21 protein-coding genes are annotated in these 20,424 nt (G+C 64.8%); 10 read left to right on the plus strand and 11 right to left on the minus strand.

Annotation, left to right across the window (positions count from 1 at the left end; translation table 11 throughout):
• Nucleotides 1-97: 97 nt before the first annotated feature.
• Nucleotides 98-580, minus strand: coding sequence for a hypothetical protein (locus tag AU193_RS15180; protein ID WP_064423203.1), 483 nt, complete (start codon nucleotides 578-580; stop codon nucleotides 98-100).
• Between the two features lie 47 nt (nucleotides 581-627).
• Here AU193_RS15180 and AU193_RS15185 point away from each other — a divergent pair, with 47 nt between their 5' ends.
• Entirely contained in the window at nucleotides 628-1,299 is a 672-nt protein-coding gene (locus AU193_RS15185) for a phosphatase PAP2 family protein (RefSeq protein WP_064423204.1), read from the plus strand.
• Here AU193_RS15185 and AU193_RS15190 read toward each other — a convergent pair.
• On the minus strand, nucleotides 1,253-2,746 hold the full coding sequence (locus AU193_RS15190; RefSeq protein ID WP_064423205.1) for a bifunctional phosphatase PAP2/diacylglycerol kinase family protein: 1,494 nt from the start codon (nucleotides 2,744-2,746) through the stop codon (nucleotides 1,253-1,255). The genes AU193_RS15185 and AU193_RS15190 overlap by 47 nt on opposite strands.
• A 107-nt stretch (nucleotides 2,747-2,853) precedes the next feature.
• Here AU193_RS15190 and AU193_RS15195 point away from each other — a divergent pair, with 107 nt between their 5' ends.
• Nucleotides 2,854-3,507 carry a L,D-transpeptidase gene (locus AU193_RS15195; protein WP_064423206.1) on the plus strand — a complete coding sequence of 218 codons (654 nt, stop codon included), beginning with the start codon at nucleotides 2,854-2,856 and terminating at the stop codon, nucleotides 3,505-3,507.
• A gap of 1 nt (nucleotide 3,508) precedes the next feature.
• On the opposite strand, the gene AU193_RS15200 is transcribed toward AU193_RS15195, so the two are convergent.
• The gene (locus AU193_RS15200) at nucleotides 3,509-3,967 is read right to left on the minus strand and encodes a nuclear transport factor 2 family protein (protein ID WP_064423207.1); all 459 of its coding nucleotides are present in this window, start codon (nucleotides 3,965-3,967) and stop codon (nucleotides 3,509-3,511) included.
• 46 nt (nucleotides 3,968-4,013) lie between these two features.
• On the opposite strand from AU193_RS15200, the gene AU193_RS15205 reads away from it, so the two are divergent.
• Nucleotides 4,014-4,772 (plus strand): hypothetical protein, encoded by a 759-nt coding sequence (locus AU193_RS15205; RefSeq protein ID WP_064423236.1) that lies wholly within the window; start codon nucleotides 4,014-4,016, stop codon nucleotides 4,770-4,772.
• Here the strand turns inward: AU193_RS15205 and AU193_RS15210 are convergent.
• The gene (locus AU193_RS15210) at nucleotides 4,759-6,264 is read right to left on the minus strand and encodes an FAD-dependent oxidoreductase (protein WP_064423208.1); all 1,506 of its coding nucleotides are present in this window, start codon (nucleotides 6,262-6,264) and stop codon (nucleotides 4,759-4,761) included. The two genes, AU193_RS15205 and AU193_RS15210, sit on opposite strands and share 14 nt — an antisense overlap.
• A gap of 247 nt (nucleotides 6,265-6,511) precedes the next feature.
• Between AU193_RS15210 and AU193_RS15215 the strand changes: the two genes are divergently transcribed.
• Nucleotides 6,512-6,952 (plus strand): cupin domain-containing protein, encoded by a 441-nt coding sequence (locus tag AU193_RS15215; protein WP_064423209.1) that lies wholly within the window; start codon nucleotides 6,512-6,514, stop codon nucleotides 6,950-6,952.
• Nucleotides 6,953-6,954: 2 nt separating this feature from the next.
• Here AU193_RS15215 and AU193_RS15220 read toward each other — a convergent pair whose 3' ends face one another.
• Entirely contained in the window at nucleotides 6,955-8,157 is a 1,203-nt protein-coding gene (locus AU193_RS15220; RefSeq protein ID WP_064423210.1) for a hypothetical protein, read from the minus strand.
• Nucleotides 8,158-8,330: 173 nt separating this feature from the next.
• Between AU193_RS15220 and AU193_RS15225 the strand changes: the two genes are divergently transcribed.
• From AU193_RS15225 to AU193_RS15255, 6 genes are all read left to right on the plus strand, one after another.
• A complete protein-coding gene (locus AU193_RS15225; RefSeq protein WP_082682998.1) occupies nucleotides 8,331-9,248 on the plus strand; it encodes a glycoside hydrolase family 26 protein in 918 nt (305 codons plus the stop codon).
• Nucleotides 9,245-10,483, plus strand: a complete 1,239-nt coding sequence (locus AU193_RS15230; protein WP_064423211.1) for a PP2C family protein-serine/threonine phosphatase — start codon at nucleotides 9,245-9,247, stop codon at nucleotides 10,481-10,483. The genes AU193_RS15225 and AU193_RS15230 overlap by 4 nt, the downstream gene beginning before the upstream one ends.
• Nucleotides 10,480-12,450 carry a glycosyltransferase gene (locus AU193_RS15235; RefSeq protein ID WP_064423212.1) on the plus strand — a complete coding sequence of 657 codons (1,971 nt, stop codon included), beginning with the start codon at nucleotides 10,480-10,482 and terminating at the stop codon, nucleotides 12,448-12,450. Before AU193_RS15230 ends, AU193_RS15235 begins: the two co-directional genes overlap by 4 nt.
• A gap of 65 nt (nucleotides 12,451-12,515) precedes the next feature.
• Nucleotides 12,516-12,779, plus strand: coding sequence for an STAS domain-containing protein (locus AU193_RS15240; RefSeq protein ID WP_371259213.1), 264 nt, complete (start codon nucleotides 12,516-12,518; stop codon nucleotides 12,777-12,779).
• Nucleotides 12,763-13,197 carry an ATP-binding protein gene (locus tag AU193_RS15245; protein ID WP_253867851.1) on the plus strand — a complete coding sequence of 145 codons (435 nt, stop codon included), beginning with the start codon at nucleotides 12,763-12,765 and terminating at the stop codon, nucleotides 13,195-13,197. Before AU193_RS15240 ends, AU193_RS15245 begins: the two co-directional genes overlap by 17 nt.
• Before the next feature lie 335 nt (nucleotides 13,198-13,532).
• Nucleotides 13,533-14,201 (plus strand): hypothetical protein, encoded by a 669-nt coding sequence (locus AU193_RS15255; RefSeq protein WP_172798319.1) that lies wholly within the window; start codon nucleotides 13,533-13,535, stop codon nucleotides 14,199-14,201.
• 27 nt (nucleotides 14,202-14,228) lie between these two features.
• Here AU193_RS15255 and AU193_RS15260 read toward each other — a convergent pair whose 3' ends face one another.
• The 6 genes from AU193_RS15260 to AU193_RS15285 all read right to left on the minus strand — a co-directional run bounded on the left by AU193_RS15260 (nucleotide 14,229) and on the right by AU193_RS15285 (nucleotide 20,403).
• Nucleotides 14,229-14,648 (minus strand): hypothetical protein, encoded by a 420-nt coding sequence (locus AU193_RS15260; protein WP_064423216.1) that lies wholly within the window; start codon nucleotides 14,646-14,648, stop codon nucleotides 14,229-14,231.
• A gap of 111 nt (nucleotides 14,649-14,759) precedes the next feature.
• Entirely contained in the window at nucleotides 14,760-15,977 is a 1,218-nt protein-coding gene (locus AU193_RS15265; protein ID WP_064423217.1) for a hypothetical protein, read from the minus strand.
• Between the two features lie 235 nt (nucleotides 15,978-16,212).
• Nucleotides 16,213-17,538 carry a lipase family protein gene (locus AU193_RS15270; protein ID WP_064423218.1) on the minus strand — a complete coding sequence of 442 codons (1,326 nt, stop codon included), beginning with the start codon at nucleotides 17,536-17,538 and terminating at the stop codon, nucleotides 16,213-16,215.
• A 104-nt stretch (nucleotides 17,539-17,642) separates the two neighbouring features.
• Complete coding sequence (locus AU193_RS15275; protein WP_253867853.1) at nucleotides 17,643-18,719, minus strand: glycosyltransferase 87 family protein; 1,077 nt, start codon at nucleotides 18,717-18,719, stop codon at nucleotides 17,643-17,645.
• Between the two features lie 650 nt (nucleotides 18,720-19,369).
• Nucleotides 19,370-19,573 carry a hypothetical protein gene (locus AU193_RS15280; RefSeq protein ID WP_064423220.1) on the minus strand — a complete coding sequence of 68 codons (204 nt, stop codon included), beginning with the start codon at nucleotides 19,571-19,573 and terminating at the stop codon, nucleotides 19,370-19,372.
• Between the two features lie 236 nt (nucleotides 19,574-19,809).
• The gene (locus AU193_RS15285) at nucleotides 19,810-20,403 is read right to left on the minus strand and encodes a hypothetical protein (protein ID WP_156425231.1); all 594 of its coding nucleotides are present in this window, start codon (nucleotides 20,401-20,403) and stop codon (nucleotides 19,810-19,812) included.
• Between the last annotated feature and the right edge of the window lie 21 nt (nucleotides 20,404-20,424).

Below are 20,424 nucleotides of genomic sequence, written 5' to 3' on the forward strand. Positions count from 1 at the left end.
CCCCAACCCCGCCCCCGCAACCGAGTAGGAACAAAACCTCGGGTACTTCAACCTACGCCGACCAACGCCTAGCCGAACGCAACAAACCCCCACCCCTCTACGGGTCGTAGGGCACTCCCACGGCGCGGAACACGTATTCCGGCGGGACATCGAAGGACACGGATCGCAGGGGGATCCGCATCAGCACGTCTTCGGGGATGGAAACCTTGTAGTGCATCGAGAGTTCGCCGCTGAAGCGGGAATCGACGGCGGCGAGGTCGACGTCGAGCCGCACACCGGTCTCGGAGAGTTGGGCGGTGACGGTTCCGGACTGCGCGGCGTCCCAACGTTGGTCGATCGTGCGGCCCGCCAGTTTCGGCACCGTCGACAGCGTGGCGAGCACGCGTCGATTGGTCAGCGCCAGCGAGCCCGCGTAGCTTGTGAAGTTTCCGTTCGCGCGTCGTCCCGGGATCTTGCCGCTGAAGCGCCGGGTCACCGGGATGTACTCGGCGAGAAAGAGGATGCCCTCGGCGTCCAGCTCCGCCCGCATATCGTCGGGCAGTCCGCCGATACGGAGTAGCTTGCGCAGGAACACCGCCATGGGCAGTCACCCTAATGGCCCGACGATCCGCGTGGTAGAGGTGGACGATGGCCTCACACAAGCCTTGGTTGGCGCTGTCGGCGCTGGCCGCGGTGGCGGTGTATGCCGTGCTGTGGGTTGGTGTCGCACAGCAGTGGAGGTGGTTGACCGATGTCGATTCCGCTGCGCTCTACACCTTCTACCGGTTCGGCGTCGAGCAGCCGGGATGGGTCCTCGGATGGGATGTCTTCTGCACCGTTCTAGGGCCGGGTGCTTTCCGTGTGGCGACAATCGTTCTCATCGTCGTCGCGTTCGTGCGCCGCCAGATCCGGATCGCGATTTTTCTGATCGTCAGCGTGGAACTAGCCGGACTCGTCACCGAGGTCGCCAAGGGAGCCGCCGACCGTCCGCGCCCCGACACCGCGTTCGTCAGCGCGCTGGGAACGTCGTTCCCTTCCGGACACGCCCTCGGGGTGCTCGTTGCGGTTCTCGCTCTGCTGGCCGTCGGTCTGACCGGCGTGCGTCGGCCTTCGCGCGCCTGGCTCATCGCTACGGGTGCAGCAATCGTCGTCTTCGTCGGTATCGGCCGTGTGGTGCTCAACGTGCACCATCCCTCCGACGTGTTGGCCGGATGGGCATTGGGTTACGCCTATTTCGTCTTGTGCCTTTTGGCGGTACGGCCGACGCGTCCGATCACGGAAGCGGACGAAACACCGGAAGCGCCCGGTATCGCACGCTGAAGCTGGCCGTTTCGCATTCGGTTCCGACCTCGCCGTCGTGGGCCAGCAGCGTCGGACCGTCGACCGCGGTGAACTCGAACTCCGGAACCCGCATCTCGTGGTAGAACGGGCTGCGCTCGAGCCGGCCCAGTGCGACGTCAACCATAATGCGCAGCTTGCTGAACCGGTGACCTGTCTCGAGGATCCGGACGTCCATCAGGCCGTCGTCCATCCGGTCCCGCCGCGACGGCGCGAATCCCGAGGGCAGATAGGCCGAATTGCCGAGGAAGAACAGAAAGGTCTGCAACGTCTTGTTGTCGTAGCGGATGCGGACCGGTTCCTCGTGACGCAGCGTCAGATACATCGCGTAGAGCCCGGCCAGCGGCTTGCCGATCTTGCCTTCGTATTTCTCTCGTGTGCGGACGAACGCCGGATATGCGCCGATACTCGCGGTGTTGACAACCATCTGCTTCTCGTTGAGACACACCATGTCGACGCAGGCGACGCTGCCTTGCCGAATCGCGTCGACGGTCTTTTGCACCGTGTCGCAACCGATGTCCTTCGCGAAGTGGTTGAACGTACCGCCCGGGAACACCGCCAGCGGAACACCCGCTTCGATGGCGGCGGCCGCAGCACACGACACCGTTCCGTCTCCGCCGCCGACCGCCAGAACCTCAGCGCGCTGGGCCGCCGAACGCAACGCATCCCCGAAGTCGTCGTCGTCGGAGAGCTCGACGATCTCCGCCCGCGGCAACGCCTCTCGGACCTCTTCGAGAATGTCTGCTCCGGTCCCGCTGCCGGACGCCGGATTGACGACCAGCACCACACCTGCCCCATCCGGGCGCGGCGGGGTATCCACCCGTAGCGGGTCGGCGGTCGGAAGCCGTGTCGGCGCCAGTGTAGGCACCACCCGCCCGCCCAGCACCGCGACCGCCGCGCCCAGGCCGAAGCCGGCGATCACGTCCCCGGGATAGTGCGCGCCGACGGCGACGCGGGACAAGCCGACGAGCCCCGCCAGAAGCGCCAGGGGGAGGCCGAGCGATGGGCTCTCCAGTCCGACACCCACGGCGAAGGCGGCGGCGCTGGCGGAGTGCCCGGAGGGAAACGAGTTGGACGTGGGTTGGCGGCGGACGCGACGCACCAGTGGCACGGAGGTGTACAGCGGGCGGGGCCGTCGCCGGACGCGCTTGGCGCCCTGATTGGTGATCAGACTCGTCGCTGCCACCGTGAGCACGCCGCGCGCCGCGCCGCGCCGCGCCCTCGGGTTCTTGGTCGCGGCCAGTGCCGCCGCGATCACAAACCACAGCTTCGAGTGATCGGCTGCCCGGGTCAGCGGCGGCATCACGGTGTCGAGCAGCGGGGTCGGGGACTCGGCGATCGCGTCGAAGATCTCCCGGTCGAGCGCACCGAGGCCGTGTGTGATTCGCCGAAGACCTGCGGGACGACGGACCACCTGCGCAACATCCATCTCCCCAACGTATCCACAGGCGTCGGAAAATAATCGTGTCATCGCAGATCGGTCACGAGCCCGCGTGGCATACGGGACTACAACGCGCCGGGACTTAGCATCTGCCGGTGCGCCGACTGCTGACCGTGCTGTGCTTGGGCCTGATGACCCTTGCGACGGCACCCGTCGGCCAGGCGCAGACCCCACCGTGGTTCGCCCGGTCGGTGGGCTCGGCCACCCAGGTGATTTCCGTTGTCGGCGTGGGGGGTTCGAAGGCCAAGATGGACGTTTACCAGCGGACGGCCGCCGGCTGGCATCCGCTGGCGGCCGGCATACCCGCCTGGATCGGCGCCAACGGCATGACACCACAGAGCCATGACGGCGAAATGAAAACGCCGACGGGCATTTTCACGCTCGACTTCGCCTTCGGCACTGCACTCAACCCCGGCGGCGGTCTGCCGTACGTCCAGGTCGGGCCGGACCACTGGTGGGACGGCGACATGAAGAGCCCGACCTACAACACCATGCAGGTCTGCAAGAAGGCACAGTGCCCGTTCGACACCGATCCGGTGAGCGGTACCGAGAATCTCCGGATTCCGCAGTACGTCCACGCCGTCGTGATGGGGGTCAACAAAGCGCGGGTGCCCGGCAACGGCGGCGCCTTTTTCCTGCACGCCACCGACGGTGGGCCGACCGCCGGATGCGTGGCGATCGACGACGACAAACTGGTCGAGATCATGCGGTGGCTTCGGCCGGGCGCGTTGATCGCGATCGCCCAGTGAGTCAGATGTTCAGTGCGCGACCGGTTTTCAGCTTGAAGTTCAGCGCCTCGAGCGACATCGACGCGTCATAGGTGCGGTCGTATCCGGTCTCGCTGATCCGCCATCCCTCGCTCGTTCGGCGGTACCTGTCGTGGTAGAAGCCCGCGCCGATCAGCATGAAGTTGAAGTCCGGTGCGATCACCCGGTCCTGCAGGTACCAGGTGCCGGTCGCCTCGTCGCCGTCCACGGCGATCTCAGGGTGGGTGACGCGGTGTTCGGTGATGATCTCGGGTCCCAGCGAGTCCCGCATGAACTTGACCAACTCGTCGCGGTTGGTGAAGTGATGTTCCTCGCCGATCGACTCACCGTACTTGCCCACCACATCCTCGGTGAGGGTGCCGGCGAACTCGTCCCAGTGCTTGGTGTCGAGCGCGCGTAGGTACCGGAACTTCACTTGCTGGATCTCGTCGATGTCACCCATGACCGACATTGCAGCACAACACCCCCGCAGCGCGTACAGTCCGGACATGAATTTCATCGACGCCTATGTCAAGTCTCCGTTCGCGGGGCTGGCGCCGTGGATATTGATGGCCATTGTCGCCGGTCCGGGCCGATTCGAGGAAGCCGCCTCGGCGGCCCTAGGCCTGGCGCTGCTCACGCTGTGGGTGGGCACCCGTCGCGGGGTGCCTGTCCATTCCCTCGAGGCGCTGACCATCGCCTATTTCGGAGTACTGGCCGTGCTCGGACTCCTCGCACCGGATGGGGTGATCGACTGGCTGCAGCTGTGGGCCGGCGCGCTCAGCAACATCGTGTTGGCGGTGTTCGCCGTCGGCACTCTGATCATTCGCCGCCCCTTCACCATGGCGTACGCGAAGGACACGACGCCGCGTGAGCACTGGGACACCCCAACATTCCGGCGCATCAACTATGCGATCAGCGGCGCATGGGCCGGCGCCTTCGTCGTGTCCGCCATCGCCGGTGCGATCGGTGATGCCGTCCTACGCGACAACGACAACTTCTGGACCGCATGGATCATCCCCATCGGTGCCATCGTTTTCGCCGGGTCGTTCACCGAGTTCTATCCCGACTACGCGACGGGTAGGTCAGAGGCGTGGTCGGGCGCCGTTGACTGGTTACCACCGTTCCTCACCGTCACCGGCATCGTCGGCTGGGTGACCGACTCGACGTCCGACACGGTCGCGATCGTGCTGATCGCGGTCGGCGTCATCGGCTCGGTCGCAGTCAGGCGCTTCCTACCGGAGAAGCCGGTAACTACTGCGCCGTAGTGAGATTGCGCGTCGCCGGCCCCTCGAGCAATGTGCCGTCCGGCGCGAAGCGTGACCCGTGCAGCGGGCACTCCCACGATTCGTCGGCGTCGTTCCAGTTGACGATGCCACCGAGATGCGGGCACACCGGAGAAACGCGATACTCGCGGCCGTCGACCACGCTTCGCGCTTCGAGATCCCACGGCGGGCCGCTGACCACGCCGCCCTCGTCGGGGGTGCGGTTGAGTATGCGGGTGACCGGCGTGATCCAGCCGCGGGTCAGGTACAGGCCGACCTCCGCGTTGAGCTGCATCGCCTTCGGGATTCCGGACAACTCATGAGGGCTCCAGCTCGCGAACGCCTCGGCCCAGTCCATCCGACCCCCGAGAATGCGGCTCGACAGTGCCAGCGCGGCGGCGGTTCCGTTGGTCATGCCCCACTTGTCGAAACCCGTTGCCACGAAGATCTTGTCGTTGCCGGGAAGGATCGGCCCCACATAGGGCAGTTCGTCGATGGGTGAGTAGTCCTGCGCGGACCAGTAGTGCGTCTGCATCGCGCCGGGGAAGTGCAGCTTCGTCCACTGGTCGAGCTCCTGCACCGACGATGCCGGGCTCTTCTCGTGGCCGACGGGGTGTCCGGCGCCGCCGGCGATCAGCCGGTCACCGTCGGGTGTCGGTGCATATCGCAGCGACCTGGTCGGCGAATCGGCCGAGATGTACATTCCGCGGGTGATGGATCCCGGCACCTTGTAAGCCATGCAGTAGGACCGGCTGGGCTTGAGGCGCGCGAAGAACCCGCCGCGGTCTAGGATCGGAATGCCTGTCGCGAGAACGCATTGCTTGGCGTGGACGTCGAATTCGTCTCCCGCGGTGGTGCGCACACTGAGAGCAAGTTTGTCGCCCTCGTTCGAAACCTTCTGCACCCGAACGCCTTGCGCCAACCGTCCGCCCCGCTCCTCGAGCTCGACCACCAGGCTGTCGAGCAACGGCATCGGGTCGAATTGGGCTTGGTCGGCCAACCGGACGGCGCCGTGGAACGGGAACGGCACATCGGCGTCGTCGACCCAGTCGACGTCCAACCCCGCAGCCTCACACGCTTCCATCTCCTGACGCACCGAGGAAACACCCTTTTCCGACTGTGCGTAGGTGTACGCGTCCTCGCGCTGTACCGCCAACCCGTGCGCCTCGCAATGCTGGACCAGCCACTGCTGGCCCTCGCGGTTGCCCTCGACGTACTGCCTGGCGGTCCCTGGGCCGTGTTTGGCCACGATCTTCGACAGTTTGGTGCTCTGCAGCAGGCTGATCTTGGCGGTGGTGTTGCCGGTGGCGCCCGCCCCGACGCGTTGCGCTTCGAGCACCAACACGTCCTTGCCGGCGCGCGCCAACAGCACTGCGGTGATCAGCCCGGTGATGCCGGCGCCGACCACTACCACGTCGGCCGACCGGTCCGATTCGACCAGCGGGTCGGGCGGTGTCGACCGCTCGACGCGGTTTGCTAGCCAGAGAGATGTCATGGCATTGCAGGTACCCAATTGGGCCACCCCAAAACCGTGGCGGCCGAACGGGGTTCGCACGGAGTGTCTGAACGGTTCCCGGTGGCCGGAAGGACTATCGTGTGGTCCGTTATGAGCGACCCGTTGGGGTTGTCGATCGGGACGACCAACTTGGTCGCCGTACGCACCGGCGACCATGCCGATCAAGCCGTGATTCGTTTTGTCGTACCAGTCGGTGCCGTAGGCCTGACTGTCGGATAATGCGGCGATGAACCGGATGCATGCCGCGGCGGCCATGGTGATCGCGTCGATGGTGGCAGCGCCGTCCGCGGCGGCCACCCCCGCAGAGGGGGACATCGAGCGCACCGACCTGGCGAAGGGCACGACGGATGCGCCCATCGCCATCGTCTCGGTAGGCCAGCCGACCACCCTCTACGTGCAGAACCTCGTACTCTCCCCGGCATCGAGCAGCGGTTGGCACACCCACCCGGGCCCGGAGTACTCGGTGATCAACGGCGGGGAGGTGAGTCTGCAGACCGCGGGTGGCTGCGTGCCCGCGGTCTTCGGCGCTGGGCAGGCCATCTTCGTCCCTGCCGGAGTCCCGCATGTGGTGTCCAACAAGGGCTTTGAGCATGCGGAGGCGACAGTCACCTATACGTTGCCCGCCGGCCGCGCCGTGCGGGATGACGCGGCGGCCGCCTGCCCGTAGGTCTAACGCCCGTACGAGTAATCCGGTTCGTGGAACCGGTTGATGATCGGGATCCGTTCGATGATGCGGTCGCGTAGCCGCGGTTGCGGAGGCGGGACATAAGCAGGTGCCGGCGGTGGCGGCGCGTAAACCGGTGCCGGTGGCGTGTACGCCGGTGCGGTGTCAACGGCGGCCGGCGGCGAGTAGGCGGGTTCTGGCGCGGTGTAGGCCGGCGCCGGAGGCACATAGGCCGGTGGTTCGTAGACCGGCACCGGCGGCGGCGCGTAGACCGGGGGCGGCGGCGCGGCCACCGCGATGGTCTGCGCGACGACAGGCCTGGCCTCGGCCGGCGTCGTGGCCTTTTTGTTTTCGTTTTCGACGGGCCGCGGCGCCGCTTCCGCGACGGCCACGGGTTCTTCCTCCACAGCGCTTGCGTCTTGGCGCGGGGACGTGCTGTCGCCCGTCAGGCTCAGGCCCACCGCCGCGGACGTCGACACCACGAACGTGACCACGGCGGCGACGAGAACCGAGGCCAGCGCCCCGACCCTCGACGGCCCCTTCGCCACTTTCGCGTCCAACCGGTTCACCGCACGCGCCGACGCCAGCGCCGCTCCGCGGGCCAACGCCAGATCGGCTTCGGCGGCGGAGAACACCGGTGAGTCCGTCACGTCGCCGAGTGTGGAGGTGATCAGCTCGAGATCACGGGCCGAACCGACCACGAAGATGGCCTCCGGTCGCCATTCGTTGAGCTCGAGCATGGCGATCACGCTGCTGGGCAGCTCGACGGCATCCGCGCCGTCAAGGGGTCTCGCGATGCGGTCGACGGTCACGCCATCGCCGTCGACCATCGCGATCACCGCGGCGTCGGGTTCCACGATGCACACCGCGACGTCGTCGTAATCGGCGATCTCGGCGATGCCAGCCGCCAGCACATCGCCCGCCTCCAGCTCGGAGACCGCGATCGCGTTGTCGTAACCGCGGCCGGTCAGGGCATCGAGCACACCGGACGCCACGGATTCGGCCTCGTTGGTCCAGGTGACTCCGATCGCGTGTATCGGGCTGTCGACGACATCGGCGAGCGCCACGTTGAGCAGATCGTCGGGATCGACGTCCGCGTCGAGGTCGAACGATCCGCGGTCGACGGTGGCCCCCTCGCCGGTGGTGCCCTCGACGAGCACCCACCGAACCGTGCTGGACGTCATCGACAGGCCGAGCACGAGGTCCATATCTTGTCCCCGTTCTTGCGTTGATAAGGCTCTGAGGTTACCCCGCCCGCAGCAGGTGGTACCCGGTCGATTCGGCAACCTCCACGTGCGGGGCGCCCCGATCCGCCAATTGGGTCGGTGGCAAGGTTATTAGTTTGCGACGATGGCGCGCGGGGGAACATTGAATTATCCGGATGGACGTCAAGGGGGAGCGACTCGTGGATCCGCTTGCCGAACCAATTTCGGAGGCGCCTTATTCGACACGCCGCTCAGCCCTGCGCTTCGGGGTGAGCACACCCGGCGGCTTCACGGCGGCGCGTGAATTGCAGGCCATCGCCGACGCCGTAGGGCATCGCCCCGACATGGTGATGGCGTTCGAGGACTTCTTTGCTCTGCCGCCGGTGCCAGGGATGGCAGTGGTGACGTACGGCGGTGCCGCACCCATCGTCTCGTGGGAGCCGTGGTGCTGGCAAGACGACCGGTCGTCCGCCGTCATGGAATCTCTGCGTGCCGGTGCATTCGACGACTACGTATACCGCTGGGCCGACGAGATCGGCGAATGGGGCCGCAACACCTTCATCCGGTTCGCGCACGAGTTCAACGGTGATTGGTATCCCTGGACGCCGTCACGCGGTACATCGCCCTCCGCGTATGTCGACGCATGGCGGCACGTACACGACATCTTCACCGACAAAGAAGTCGCCAACGTGGACTGGATATGGGCACCCACCGCTGCCGTCGGGCCCCTGACAGATTGGTATCCCGGCGACGAGTACGTCGACGTGTTGGGCGTCGACGGATACAACTGGGGCACAAGTCGGCCCACGACGCGCTGGATTGCTGCCGAGGAGCTCTTCGGGGCCGCCCTTGATGAGCTGAGATCGATCGCGGCCGACAAGCCGAAACTGGTCGCCGAAGTGGGATGCGCCGAGTCCGGCGGTTGCAAAGCCGAGTGGATCGCCGGCTTCGTCGACTTCGTCCAGCATCAGCGCGATGTGATCGGATTCGTCTGGTTTCACCACGACAAGGAAATCGACTGGCGGATCGACAGCACACCGGAGTCGGTTGCCGCGATGGCCAGCGCGATACAAGACGTGCGGTCGGCGTCATGACCTCAGACGTGGCTTACGACCGCTACGCCCTCTCGGCCGACGTAGAGGAGCAGCGACTTCACTCTCTCGCGCAACTGAACATCCTCGACACCCCGGCCGAAGAGCGATTCGATCGCATCATCCGGTTGGCACAGCTGATCTTCGACGTGCCGAGGGCCTACATTAATTTCATCGATCGTGACCGTCAATGGTGTAAGCAGGCCGTGGGTGTGGGGTTGGAGATCAGCGGACCGCGGAGGACGTCGGTATGCCGGGCCACGATCGCTCGGACCTACGACAAACCCTCGGAGCCGGCCTTGATCGTCGACGATCTGACGACTGAGCCGGAGTTCGCCGCGCTGCCGGCGATCGCGGCCGCGGGCGGGATCCGGTTTTATGCCGGATATCCACTGTTCGGTCCCGGCGGCCACGCGGTGGGCACCTTCTGTATCTACGACCTGAAACCCCGCTCACTCGACACCCGCCAGCGTGAGATCTTCCGGCAGCTCGCCAGTTGGGCACAACACGAACTCGAACGATCCGACGATCTCGAGCGCGCGGCCGCAATTCAGCGTCTCCTTCTGCCGACGTCGCTCGACGACCTTCCGGGCTACTCCGTGTGTGCAATGTGTTCGCCAGCTTTCGCGATCGGTGGCGATTTCTACGACTGGTACCCCGTGCAGGGTGGTGCGATGTTCACCGTCGCCGATGTGATGGGCAAGGGTTTGGGAGCGGCCCTGCTAACCGCCAGCGTGCGGTCGGCGCTTAGGGGGGCGTCGCGTGCTGTAGACCAGGTCGCCCACGACGCCGACTTATCGGCTGCGATCAATTCGGTGGCTGCTCAATTGGCCGAGGATTTCGGCCGCACAGACACCTTCGTGACGATGTTCCACGCTCGGCTCGACACGATGACGGGACGGGTGCAGTACGTCGACGCGGGACACGGAATAGCCGCGGTGCTGAGGAGAACGGGTGCGGTCGAGCGCCTGCCATCCGGCGGCCTTCCGATGGGCGTCATGCCCGACGACAGGTGGGAGTCGCACGAGACGGTCTTGGAATCGGGGGACATGCTTGTGGTCGCCTCGGATGGGTCGCTGGACCTGCTCGGTCGCAGCGCCGTAGAGGAGGATGTACTGGACTTCGTTGCGGCACATAGGAATCCGGGTGATCTCTGTGACGCGGTCACCGCATTGACCGCCAGGAGAGCGCCGCTCGACGACGTGACCCTGATAGCGGTGCGCCGGGACTCTCGGTGACACACCGAACTCCGCTGGAGGGAACGACGCCATCGCCATGGTTGCGCGTCCTGATATTGGTGACGGCCGCGCTCGGCATCAACTACGTCGTGTGGCGGTGGCTCGCCTCGACGAACTGGTCGGCATGGTGGATCGCCGTGCCTCTGGTGCTGGCCGAGACCTACAGCCTGGTCGACTCGCTGCTGTTCGGTATGACGATGTGGCGGCTGCGTCGTCGACCCGTGCCCCCGCCGCCCGCCGAGGATGCGACGGTCGACGTGTTCATCACTACCTACAACGAACCGATCGAGATGGTGTTGGCGACTGCCGAGGCCGCACAGCGTATTCGGTTTCCGCACCGCACCTACATCCTTGACGACGGAGAGCGCGGCGAGCTGGCGGAGGCGGCCGCCGAACGTGGGATCGGTTATCTGATCCGGTCGTCACATTGGCTGGACAAGCCGCGTCACGCCAAGGCGGGCAACCTAAACAACGCTCTGCTCGAGACCGATGGCGAATTCATCCTGATCCTCGACGCGGATCAGGTGCCGGAGCCGGAGATTCTCGACCGCACGTTGGGGTACTTCCATGACGAAAAGATGGCGTTGGTGCAGACGCCGCAGTATTTCGTCAACGTCCCGTTCTCCGATCCCCTCGGAAGTCAGGCACCGCTGTTCTACGGGCCGATCCAACAGGGGAAGGACGGCTGGAACGCGGCATATTTCTGCGGTTCCAACGCGGTACTGCGCCGAGACGCCCTGATGCAACTCGGCGTAACCGGTTACGTGCGTGCGGTCGAGGAGGGCGTCAAGCGTGCGCTGTACACCTCGCGCAAGATCCTCAAACAGGCCAAGCGGAACATCGGCAGGGATCAACCGGACGTGCTCGCGGCGTTGAAGAGCGTCGAGGACGCAGTCCACGAGGTCCGCGCCGCACTCAAGGACAAGCAGCCGCTCGCTGATATCACGTACGCTTTCCAGCAACGCGTCGACGAGGCGGCGAAAAGTTTGGTAGTTGCCGATGTCAGTGTGATGCGCGCAGATCTCGACGCGATCGCATCGCTGACCGACCAGGGCAAAGGTTTCGACACCGCAGTCATCTTCAACGATGAAGCGCTGGAAGCACTAGCGGGGCGAGACTGGTCCCCGCTCGGTGCTCTGGAGTCGATCCGCACCATGATTCGCGGGGTGGATGTGGGCAGGGACGACGAGGCCCAGCCGATGCTGCCGATGGCCACGATCTCGGTGACCGAGGACATGGCAACCTGTATGCGAATGCATGCGCTCGGCTGGACGTCGGCCTACCACCACGAGATTCTGGCGAAGGGGCTTGCACCCGACGACGTGCGCACCATGCTCACTCAGCGGCTGCGTTGGGCACAGGGCACGATCCAGGTGATGCTCAAGGAAAACCCGCTATTCGTCAAGGGACTGAGCATCGGCCAGCGCCTGATGTACTTCGCGACGATGTGGAGTTACCTGGCCGGTTTCGCGGCGCTGGCCTACATCGCGGCCCCGGCGATCTTTTTGATCTTCAACGTCATGCCGGTGCAGGCATACAGCTGGGACTTCTTCGGACGGTTGATCCCGTTCCTTATCCTCAATCAGCTCCTTTTCATCGTCGTCAGCAGGGGCACTCCGACATGGCGAGGTCAGCAGTACAGCCTCGCGTTGTTCCCGGTGTGGATCAAGGCGTGTATCACGGCATTTCGCAACGTCTATTTCGACCGGCCGCTTGGCTTCGCGGTCACACCCAAGACACGGCAGGGTGTCGGTGCCATCCCATGGGGTTTGGTGAAATGGCAACTCGCTGCGATGGTGCTGCTAGTGGTCGCTTCAATCATCGGGATCGTCCAGTTGTATTTCGGCGCAATTTCGGTGCTCGGTGTCGGAGTGAACCTATTCTGGGTGCTCTTCGACCTGATCATCCTGAGTGTGGTGTTCCAGGCGGTGCGATATCGCGGCCATGACGCGGAAGGCTTGAAGTGACCAAGAATAGTAGGCGGACAACGGTTTCGGGAGCAGTGGTGGTGCGACCTGAGGGGCGGTTGAACATGGTGGCGGCACCTGCGCTGCGCAAGGAATTGCACAGCCTCATCCAGGGGGGCAACACACGACTGGTCGTCGACCTGTCGGGGACAGAGTTCATTGACTCGTCTGGGCTCGGAGCACTGATATCGGGGCTCAAGCTCGCGAGGCAGGCGGGAGGAGATCTGCGAATCGCGGCGCCGACCACGCAGGTGGAAACGGTGTTGTCGTTGACCAATTTGGACAGGGTGTTGCGAGCACATCCCACAGCCGATGCCGCGTTCGACTAGCGGCGACCCGATGATGGAAAAGCCCGCAGCCGTCGTCGAACTGATCACTGGCCCAGAAACCCTTGCGACCCTGCAGGACACTTTGGATCAGATCTGGTCGACCCGTGATGTGCCCGACCGCACCCGGATGTCGATGGATCTGGCGGTCGGAGAGATCGGCGCCAACATTATCGAGCACGCGGGCGGTGGTGAAGCGGTGCGGCTGCGAATGGAGGTTACCGTCTCACCCACCGAGGTGACGACGACTCTCATCGACGACGGGAGGCCGTCGCCGGTGGACCTCAGCCAGGTGGAGCTACCGGACGATCTCGCCGAAAGTGGCCGGGGGCTTGCCATCACGCTGCGGGTGCTCGATGAGCTGTCTTATCGGCGCGAGCAGACCAGCAACCGCTGGACCTTGGTGTCGCGTCTGCACTGACACGGGAAGGCATCGATGGCCAGTGCGACCACTGAGATGACGGACTGGCTAAACGAGCCGTCAAGGAGTGCCCGCGGCTCCGCTCGCCCGCGATGTTGACTCGGCCGGTGACGGGTTGTGCCAGCTCAGCGGCGATATCGTCGTCCACAGAGAAGCCCTTCTCGCCGCTGAACCTGTTCGCCAGCCCGTTGCGGATGCCGCTCCGACCGACGGCGATGGCGAGCTTGTCTTCGAGCAGTCCCACACGTTCGGAGAATGATTTACGCCCGGCTGGGCGAGGCCCAAAGAATCGCCTCGGATTGCGACAAATGTAACGATTTGATATACAACCCTGCGTGGGTCGGCATTCCGTAGCCAAGAAGCGGCGCACGTCACCGATGGGCGTGGCTGCAGCGCTCGCCCCGGCCGCCGTCTTCTTCGCGGTCGGCGGAGACGTCCATCTTCAGGCTCGTCCGGCCCCCGAGAGCGAGCCCGTCGTCCAAGAGGTCGCAGACACCCAACCGTGCTGTGTGGAGATCGTCGCTGCGCCGGCGACAGTGCCTGCGGCTCCCGTCGCTCAGGTCAGTGTCGGTGTGGCGCCCGACCCCATGGTTGCGGCGGCGCGCTACCGCACCGTCGACCGCTCGCTGCCGGTCGGCATCGCGCCTGAGCGCGGCCTCCAGGTGAAGACGATTCTGGCGTCCCGGGCGATCAGTGAGGCCTTCCCCGAAATCAGCAATATCGGCGGTGTGCGACCGGATGCGTTGAGGTGGCATCCCAACGGCTTGGCGCTCGACGTGATGATCCCGAACCCCGAGAGCGCGGAGGGGATTGCGCTCGGTGACGAGATCGTCTCCTACGTGTTGCGCAACGCGAAGCGCTTCGGCTTGCAGGACGCGATCTGGCGCGGCGTGTACTACACGCCCGACGGTGCGCAACAGGGCGGTTATGGCCACTACGACCATGTCCACATCACCACCCATGGCGGCGGCTACCCGACGGGCGACGAGACCTACCTGCGCTGAGCCCTCGATTCGGGCTGAGGTGTACTGTCAGCCGACCTTTCGCAGCTGGAACGGGCTCCGGGTCACGACTCCGCCGGCGCAACCGTAATTGGAGTCGGAGGAGACCACGCCGCTGAGCGTTGTGGGATCGAGTGACATCGACACGACGGCCGGTTCATAGCGTCCGTCGTCACAGATGAGGCCGCCGGGCTTAGAGACAGTGAAGGTCCAGCGGCCGCCGGAAAACGTTGCGGGCGTACGCCATCCCTGGTTGCTGGCGACTGTCCCGGTACAACCGGCGGGGCCGCAACTCGTCGCGAAGGTCAACACCAGGATGGAGTCGCCGTCCACTTCGGTGTAGGCGCCGTTGAGCAGCGGCGGATCGGCGGCCGCCGTCCCAGCGAGTGCCGCACCTGCGATCGCGGGCAGGACGACCGCGATACCCAACCTGCGCAATACCTTTGCCATAGTGACTGATGAATTTACGGTTCTGTCAGGCCAATTGGCGGTAGCGGGACGGCTGAAACCCCGGTTGTGTCCGTCATGACGCCGAATCGAGACCTCCCGGATTGTTCGGCGCTATGACGGCGTCTTGCGCCGACGGCCCGACAGGAGGAAATACACCACCGCACCGATCGCCAGCACGCCGGCGATGCCCGCGCCGATGGCCACCGGCTTAACCCACGAATCTTGCCCGGGCGCCGTGGTTTCGCTATGGGTCAACTGGACCTGATAACCAGGAAGCGGACCCTGCGACGGCTCGGTGAGCCCGGGTAGCTGCTGGGTGCTGGTGATCTCGAACAAGCGCTCACCGCCTCCGGTTTTGGTCCAGCGCCCCCACGCGGGGGTCTCCTCGTCCAGAAGCACGCGGTGGCCCCCGACCGACGGGTCATCGCCGAGATCGGCCAGCGTCTTGACGCGGAACGGCTTCGACTCCCCGTCCTTGTACTTGAGCTGTACGAGCACGTTCTGAAAGGTTGTCGGGGGCTTGGGTTTCGGGGGCGGCGGCTGACCGGGAGCCGGCCGGTAGCCGCCACCGGAGAAGCTGCCCGTGGAGACCGTGACGGGCTTGCCTGAGGGATCCCGGTTGACCGCGGTAAAGCTGTACACGCCGGGGCTGGGGGCAGTGAGAACGGCGCGTCCGCTCGGCGGGACCTCGAAGACTCGGGTGGTGTCGCCGTAGGGATAGATGACTTGAAGCGGCGTGCTGTACGGGTTGGTGAAGACGGGTCGATACCAGCGGTCATAGCCGGTCCACCTCGAATTCCATTGCGTCACTTGACTGCTCCACGTCGACGTGGTGGTTGTGGTGCTGGTGAACGACTCGAGTGACTCCGTGATCTCGGTGACCTCCGTCTCCGATACGGTCGGCGCGTCGACGTCCACCGCGTCGGCGCCCTGAGCCTCGTCGAAGTCGGCCTGCGACGCCTCGGCGATGTCGGGCTCGACGGTGTCGGCGTCGATGGCCGGGTCGAAGACGTTCGTGCCTGGGTAGCCAGGATCACCAGGGTCGCCCGGCGCCTCGGCCGGTTCCGGTTCCTGCACACCTCCGGCGTCAGGCGCCTCCGGTTCGGAAGCGGGTTCCTCGCCGATCGGCTCCCCTGGATCCACCGAGGCGGGCTCTTCGGCCGGTTCGTTGAAGGACCCTGAACTGTCGACAACCTCGGAGGAGTCGCCGTCGTCATACGGATCGGCGAGGGCGAACGGAATGGCGCCCACGCCCACGACGGTCGTGAGGGCAACCGACGACAACGCGAGTGCGCAGCGTCGGTAGAGATCGATCCGGGCTTGATTCACATCTTCTCCTGTCGAGTGTCGCCAGTGCAGCGCGACGATCGTCGACTAGCGACATTGGCAGATTCTTCGCAGCCTCGGCGGTGGACACGCCGCGATGGCCGGACCCGACGGCGGCCGGCCATCGTGATCACGGCGTCGAAGAACGCGATGGCGATGACCAGAAGGAAGGGCCGCTCAGCGGATGCATCGATACCACCGGACCGTCGGCTCGGTGTGAATGGTCATCGACGGACAATCACGACAGCGGTTGGCGTTCGACGGAGCGCCCGAGGGCAACCTTTGCCGTGATGATGCCCAACTTGGCCATACCCATGTACGTCAACGGGTTGAACAAGGTCGGCCACACGGTGCGAGTGCGATGTTCATCGACCGGCCGGTCGGTGAATCGATCGCGCAGCCACCGCAGCGTCATGGGCGCCGACAGCGGGTGCAAGAGCAGGTGACCGCAGAATCGATCGCGGTGGTAGGTGACCGCTGCACCCATCTGTTCATACTCGGCCACCAAGGCATCGACGTCGTCGACGCTGATGATCCCGTCGTGCACCGCCTGGACGACGAGCACGGGGGGCTTGGGCCTGGACTTGCCGAGCTTGGTCTCGTCGAAGATATGGCGCACCTCGGGCAGGTCCCACAACTCGTCGGCCGTCATGTCGACGTACGACCCGATATCGACGTTGCGCAACTGCCAAACAGCCTCCGCTGTCGTCATTGTCTTCAACTTTTCGAGCAAGCCCTTGCCCTCGTCGGTTGCGTGCTCGTTGACGACATTTTGTGCGCCTGGGAAGACCTGGATCAATGCGGAGATCATCAGCGCGGCCAGACCAGCGAAGAAGCTGCCGTTGAGGCGGCGAGCCACACTCCCCGGATCTCCGACAGGTGAACCCAGCACCGCACCAACGATATTGAGCTCCGGTGCATATCGCTCACACAGCTCGGCCGCCCACGCCGAGGCCAAGCCTCCACCTGAATAACCCCAGAGACCCACTGGTGCAGACGGCTGCAATTCCACGCGCTCGCACCGCATCGCGGCACGCAGGCCGTCCAGAATCCGGTAGCCGGGCTCGACGGGAGCACCCCACATGCCGTGACAGCCTTCGTGGTCCGGTACGCAAACCGCCCAGCCTTCGGCCAGCGCGGCGACCACCAACAAGTACTCGGCTTGGACGAACGCACCGATCGGTCGCGCGCCTAGCCTCATGGCGAACGAGGGGAAACAGCGTGACGCGACGGCGTCGATCGCGCATTGGTACGAGAGGACCGGACAATGGACGTCCGAATCGCGCTGTGACGGGACAAGCACCGTCGTCACGGCGACTTCCGGTTCTTCGTGCAGATTCGTCGTGCGGTAGAGCAGCTGGATGGCTTTCACGCGTTGCTTGACGAGACCGAGAAATCCGATCTCCACGTCGCGTGATCGCAACACCGTGCCCGGGTCCGCCTGCTCGTAACCCTGTGGTGCGCGGTAGAACGGGTCGTCGTCCGGCGGGAGCAGAGGTTCGCCGCGGCGCAGCTCGTGGTGCGGCGGATTTGCTTCCTTGACTGGCGTGAATGAGTTGTCCATGGGTGTGACGGCCCCCTCGGCGTATTACTGACAGCTGCGCGCCTCGCCGCCGCCCGAGCTATCCATTACCCGCGGTAGCGGGCTGCCAACCGTCCGTCAGCCGATCAACGCTCCTGAGCTCGCATTTGATCGACAGCGTGTCCCGCCATTCGCTCAATGCCGATCGTTGAGGCCGCTAGGTGCTGTCGTCCCCGCCAGATCGTGTACACGCTGCAGATGAGCACGATACAAAGCGCGAAAACGTATGCCGCCGGAAGAAGCTGATCCCACGTCCCCGGGTGGCGCAAAGACATCAGGCCTGCCTGTGGAGGTGAGCTTCTCGATGCGATGAACCACCCGCCGAAGATCGCAGCGAGCGTCCACATGGCCAGCGCCGCGGCACGCGAGCGATGTACAAAGCCGAGAACTCCAAGGTGGACAAGGAGCGGCGCGAACCACACCCAGTGGTGGCTCCAGCTGAAAGGCGAAACGGCGGCCGAGGTCATCCCCGCGATGGCAACGCCCAGGAGCAAATGACCGCGGCGCCACGCCACCGCGGCGACTGCCATGGCGAAGACCGCGAGTATGACTCCGGCCGCGCTCTCCCACCGCGTCGCCCAGTCAAGACGCGCCAGGAGTCCGGTCAGACTGGTGTTCGCCAGAGGGTCACTGGAGATCCGTCGTACATCCTGGAACCGCCCCCGCAGCCAGAACTCGTTCGAATCGACCGGTAGCAGCACGAACCCAACTGCGACGGTCGAGACGAAGGTCAAGCCTGAGATGACCGCCTCGCGACGCCGCCCGGTTGCGATGAGGAAGATGATGAAGAGCGCGGGCGTCAGTTTGATCCCGGCGGCGATCCCGATACCTATTCCAGTCCACCTGCGGGGCGGTTGCGATAGTACATCGGCGAGGACGATAGCCATGATGAGCAAATTGATCTGGCCGAGCTGCAGCGAAAGTCGGACAGGCTCAAGCCAGATGATCGGAGCCGTTAGAAGCGCCGTCAACCCCCACAGACCGGTTGCGGTCGTGATTCCTGCAGCGCTGAGCATCCGATGGACGATGTACCCCACGCCGGCCACGTTCATCAAGAGGCCAAGGGCGAGAAGAGCAGGCTGGCTCAACCCGATCAGTGGAAGAAAGCAAAGAGCAGCGAACGGCGTGTAGGCGAACAGCATCGTGCTCGAATTTCCGGTCATCCCTACGGAGTACAGGTCTTGCCCCTCCCAGACGCGCAGTGCCCCGAACCGGTACACCTGCAGGTCCACCTGGCCGGCCAGGCTGGGCCACCGAAGATATGCGACCAGGTACAACGCCAACCCGACCAATAGGACGACAGGCCCCAACACACGGACCTCTCGAGAGATGGGGCGAACTGTGCGATGAGCCTGCACGATAAGGCGACTCCTACATCGGTGCCATATTCGTTGCCCCGGCCTTTCTTGTGGGCGGGAATCGCGGGCAATCCTGATAGCGCCTCACTGCGAATCGGGGATGAAACGCTCTCCGTCGGCGCCGTTTCGAATGGCCTCCCGAACGGCTGTTCCCGGCGCAGCGTCCGGCAAACGGTTTCGGAGTAATTGGTTCCCCGTCACAGTCATAGTTCAGATTCAACGGGCATTGCCAGACGCCCGTGCGCATGGCCTCGACGGCCTTCTGCCGATGTTCATACTTTCGTTGGATCTGCGCAAGTGTCAGGATTCGCCAGATCAACCCGCAGTCACACTCCCACCGCTCAGGATTCTCCGAGGTCGGCGCAGGATCCGGATGGTGCCCCTCACTCCGATGCCACTCCGCCCACGCTTCCACGCCCTTCGGCTTGGGTGCTGGCGGAACGATCCACCCGCGCTCAGCACTCATCGCGTCCGCCCGCGGAATGAGTCAGACAGGTCCCGTCGCCATAGCTACACGGCTCGGAGGGCGTCCTCGTCGCCGCCTTGTTCAGATGCCGCCACTTGGACTCCTCGCGCTGCATCTTCTTGGCCATGCTGAGCGGCATGTAGGAGTCACCGTGCTTGGCCCGTTGGAACGCCAGCATCTCGTCATCGTTCATCGCTGCCAGCTTCTCGAAGCGTGCGAACGCCGGTTCGTCGGTCGGCGGGCGTGTTCAACCCCGGGATGTCGGCTGACTCGTGAGCGGCACGGCCAGCAGCCTTCATCTTCGCCAGCGCAGCCTTCTGTTCGTCAGTGAGGAACTGACCGCCGCCCATCATGATGCGCCACTTGCGTTCCTCACCCGGAATGTAATAGCGGGGTGGCCGCGGTGATGGCTCTGTGAGCCAACCCTTTTCAGCCCTCATCGGCCTGCCCGTCTCTCGGCCGCATATCCATCAGCGATGCGCGGGGGCGTCGACTTCGCCCGCGCCGGTACCGGTCAGCCACCCGAAGCGGCGGGATGTGGCTGTAATCAATACTTTTCAGCTCGACGTTCTTGGCTTCTTGTTCGGCCCAGAGCTCCTGGATGTGGGTTCTCCGGGCAAATGAGCCTGGCGAGCAGCCACATGGGCGGGGATCCGAGGAGTCGTAGACGTGGCACGGTAGCCAGTCGTCGGCCTTCGCCAGGTCGAACACAGTGCGGGCACTGCCAAAGAATGACTCCATGGGGACCAAGAGCAGATGCCAGCGGGGCTTCCATTCGGCGCGGCCATCGAAACCGGCCAGCGCGGCGCGGATACGGTCTGGTTCATGGTTCCACCCCACAAACGACACGTCGTCGCCTTCGAGGTGCACCAGCCCGTCCGCATCGACTGTCACAGTCACTGGAATGACGTCGCCGGGGTTACGCATCGACTGATTGAACTGAATCCAGTGGACCTGATGGCCAGAAGCGTAGGTTCGGCACTGCTCATCGGCACCCGGAAGTTCCCACACATATCTCGACATGAAGACTCCATTGCATCGAGC

The sequence above is a fragment of the Mycobacterium sp. GA-1285 genome, assembly GCF_001499905.1.
Taxonomy (GTDB): Bacteria; Actinomycetota; Actinomycetes; order Mycobacteriales; family Mycobacteriaceae; genus Mycobacterium.

Bases quoted from the DNA above. Each gene is read 5' to 3' on its own strand.
- AU193_RS15180 (WP_064423203.1), bottom strand. From the start codon at position 580: ATGGCGGTGTTCCTGCGCAAGCTACTCCGTATCGGCGGACTGCCCGAC.
- AU193_RS15185 (WP_064423204.1), top strand. From the start codon at position 628: ATGGCCTCACACAAGCCTTGGTTGGCGCTGTCGGCGCTGGCCGCGGTG.
- AU193_RS15190 (WP_064423205.1), bottom strand. From the start codon at position 2,746: ATGGATGTTGCGCAGGTGGTCCGTCGTCCCGCAGGTCTTCGGCGAATC.
- AU193_RS15200 (WP_064423207.1), bottom strand. From the start codon at position 3,967: ATGGGTGACATCGACGAGATCCAGCAAGTGAAGTTCCGGTACCTACGC.
- AU193_RS15205 (WP_064423236.1), top strand. From the start codon at position 4,014: ATGAATTTCATCGACGCCTATGTCAAGTCTCCGTTCGCGGGGCTGGCG.
- AU193_RS15210 (WP_064423208.1), bottom strand. From the start codon at position 6,264: ATGACATCTCTCTGGCTAGCAAACCGCGTCGAGCGGTCGACACCGCCC.
- AU193_RS15215 (WP_064423209.1), top strand. From the start codon at position 6,512: ATGAACCGGATGCATGCCGCGGCGGCCATGGTGATCGCGTCGATGGTG.
- AU193_RS15220 (WP_064423210.1), bottom strand. From the start codon at position 8,157: ATGGACCTCGTGCTCGGCCTGTCGATGACGTCCAGCACGGTTCGGTGG.
- AU193_RS15225 (WP_082682998.1), top strand. From the start codon at position 8,331: ATGGACGTCAAGGGGGAGCGACTCGTGGATCCGCTTGCCGAACCAATT.
- AU193_RS15230 (WP_064423211.1), top strand. From the start codon at position 9,245: ATGACCTCAGACGTGGCTTACGACCGCTACGCCCTCTCGGCCGACGTA.
- AU193_RS15240 (WP_371259213.1), top strand. From the start codon at position 12,516: ATGGTGGCGGCACCTGCGCTGCGCAAGGAATTGCACAGCCTCATCCAG.
- AU193_RS15245 (WP_253867851.1), top strand. From the start codon at position 12,763: ATGCCGCGTTCGACTAGCGGCGACCCGATGATGGAAAAGCCCGCAGCC.
- AU193_RS15260 (WP_064423216.1), bottom strand. From the start codon at position 14,648: ATGGCAAAGGTATTGCGCAGGTTGGGTATCGCGGTCGTCCTGCCCGCG.
- AU193_RS15270 (WP_064423218.1), bottom strand. From the start codon at position 17,538: ATGGACAACTCATTCACGCCAGTCAAGGAAGCAAATCCGCCGCACCAC.
- AU193_RS15275 (WP_253867853.1), bottom strand. From the start codon at position 18,719: ATGACCGGAAATTCGAGCACGATGCTGTTCGCCTACACGCCGTTCGCT.
- AU193_RS15280 (WP_064423220.1), bottom strand. From the start codon at position 19,573: ATGAACGATGACGAGATGCTGGCGTTCCAACGGGCCAAGCACGGTGAC.
- AU193_RS15285 (WP_156425231.1), bottom strand. From the start codon at position 20,403: ATGTCGAGATATGTGTGGGAACTTCCGGGTGCCGATGAGCAGTGCCGA.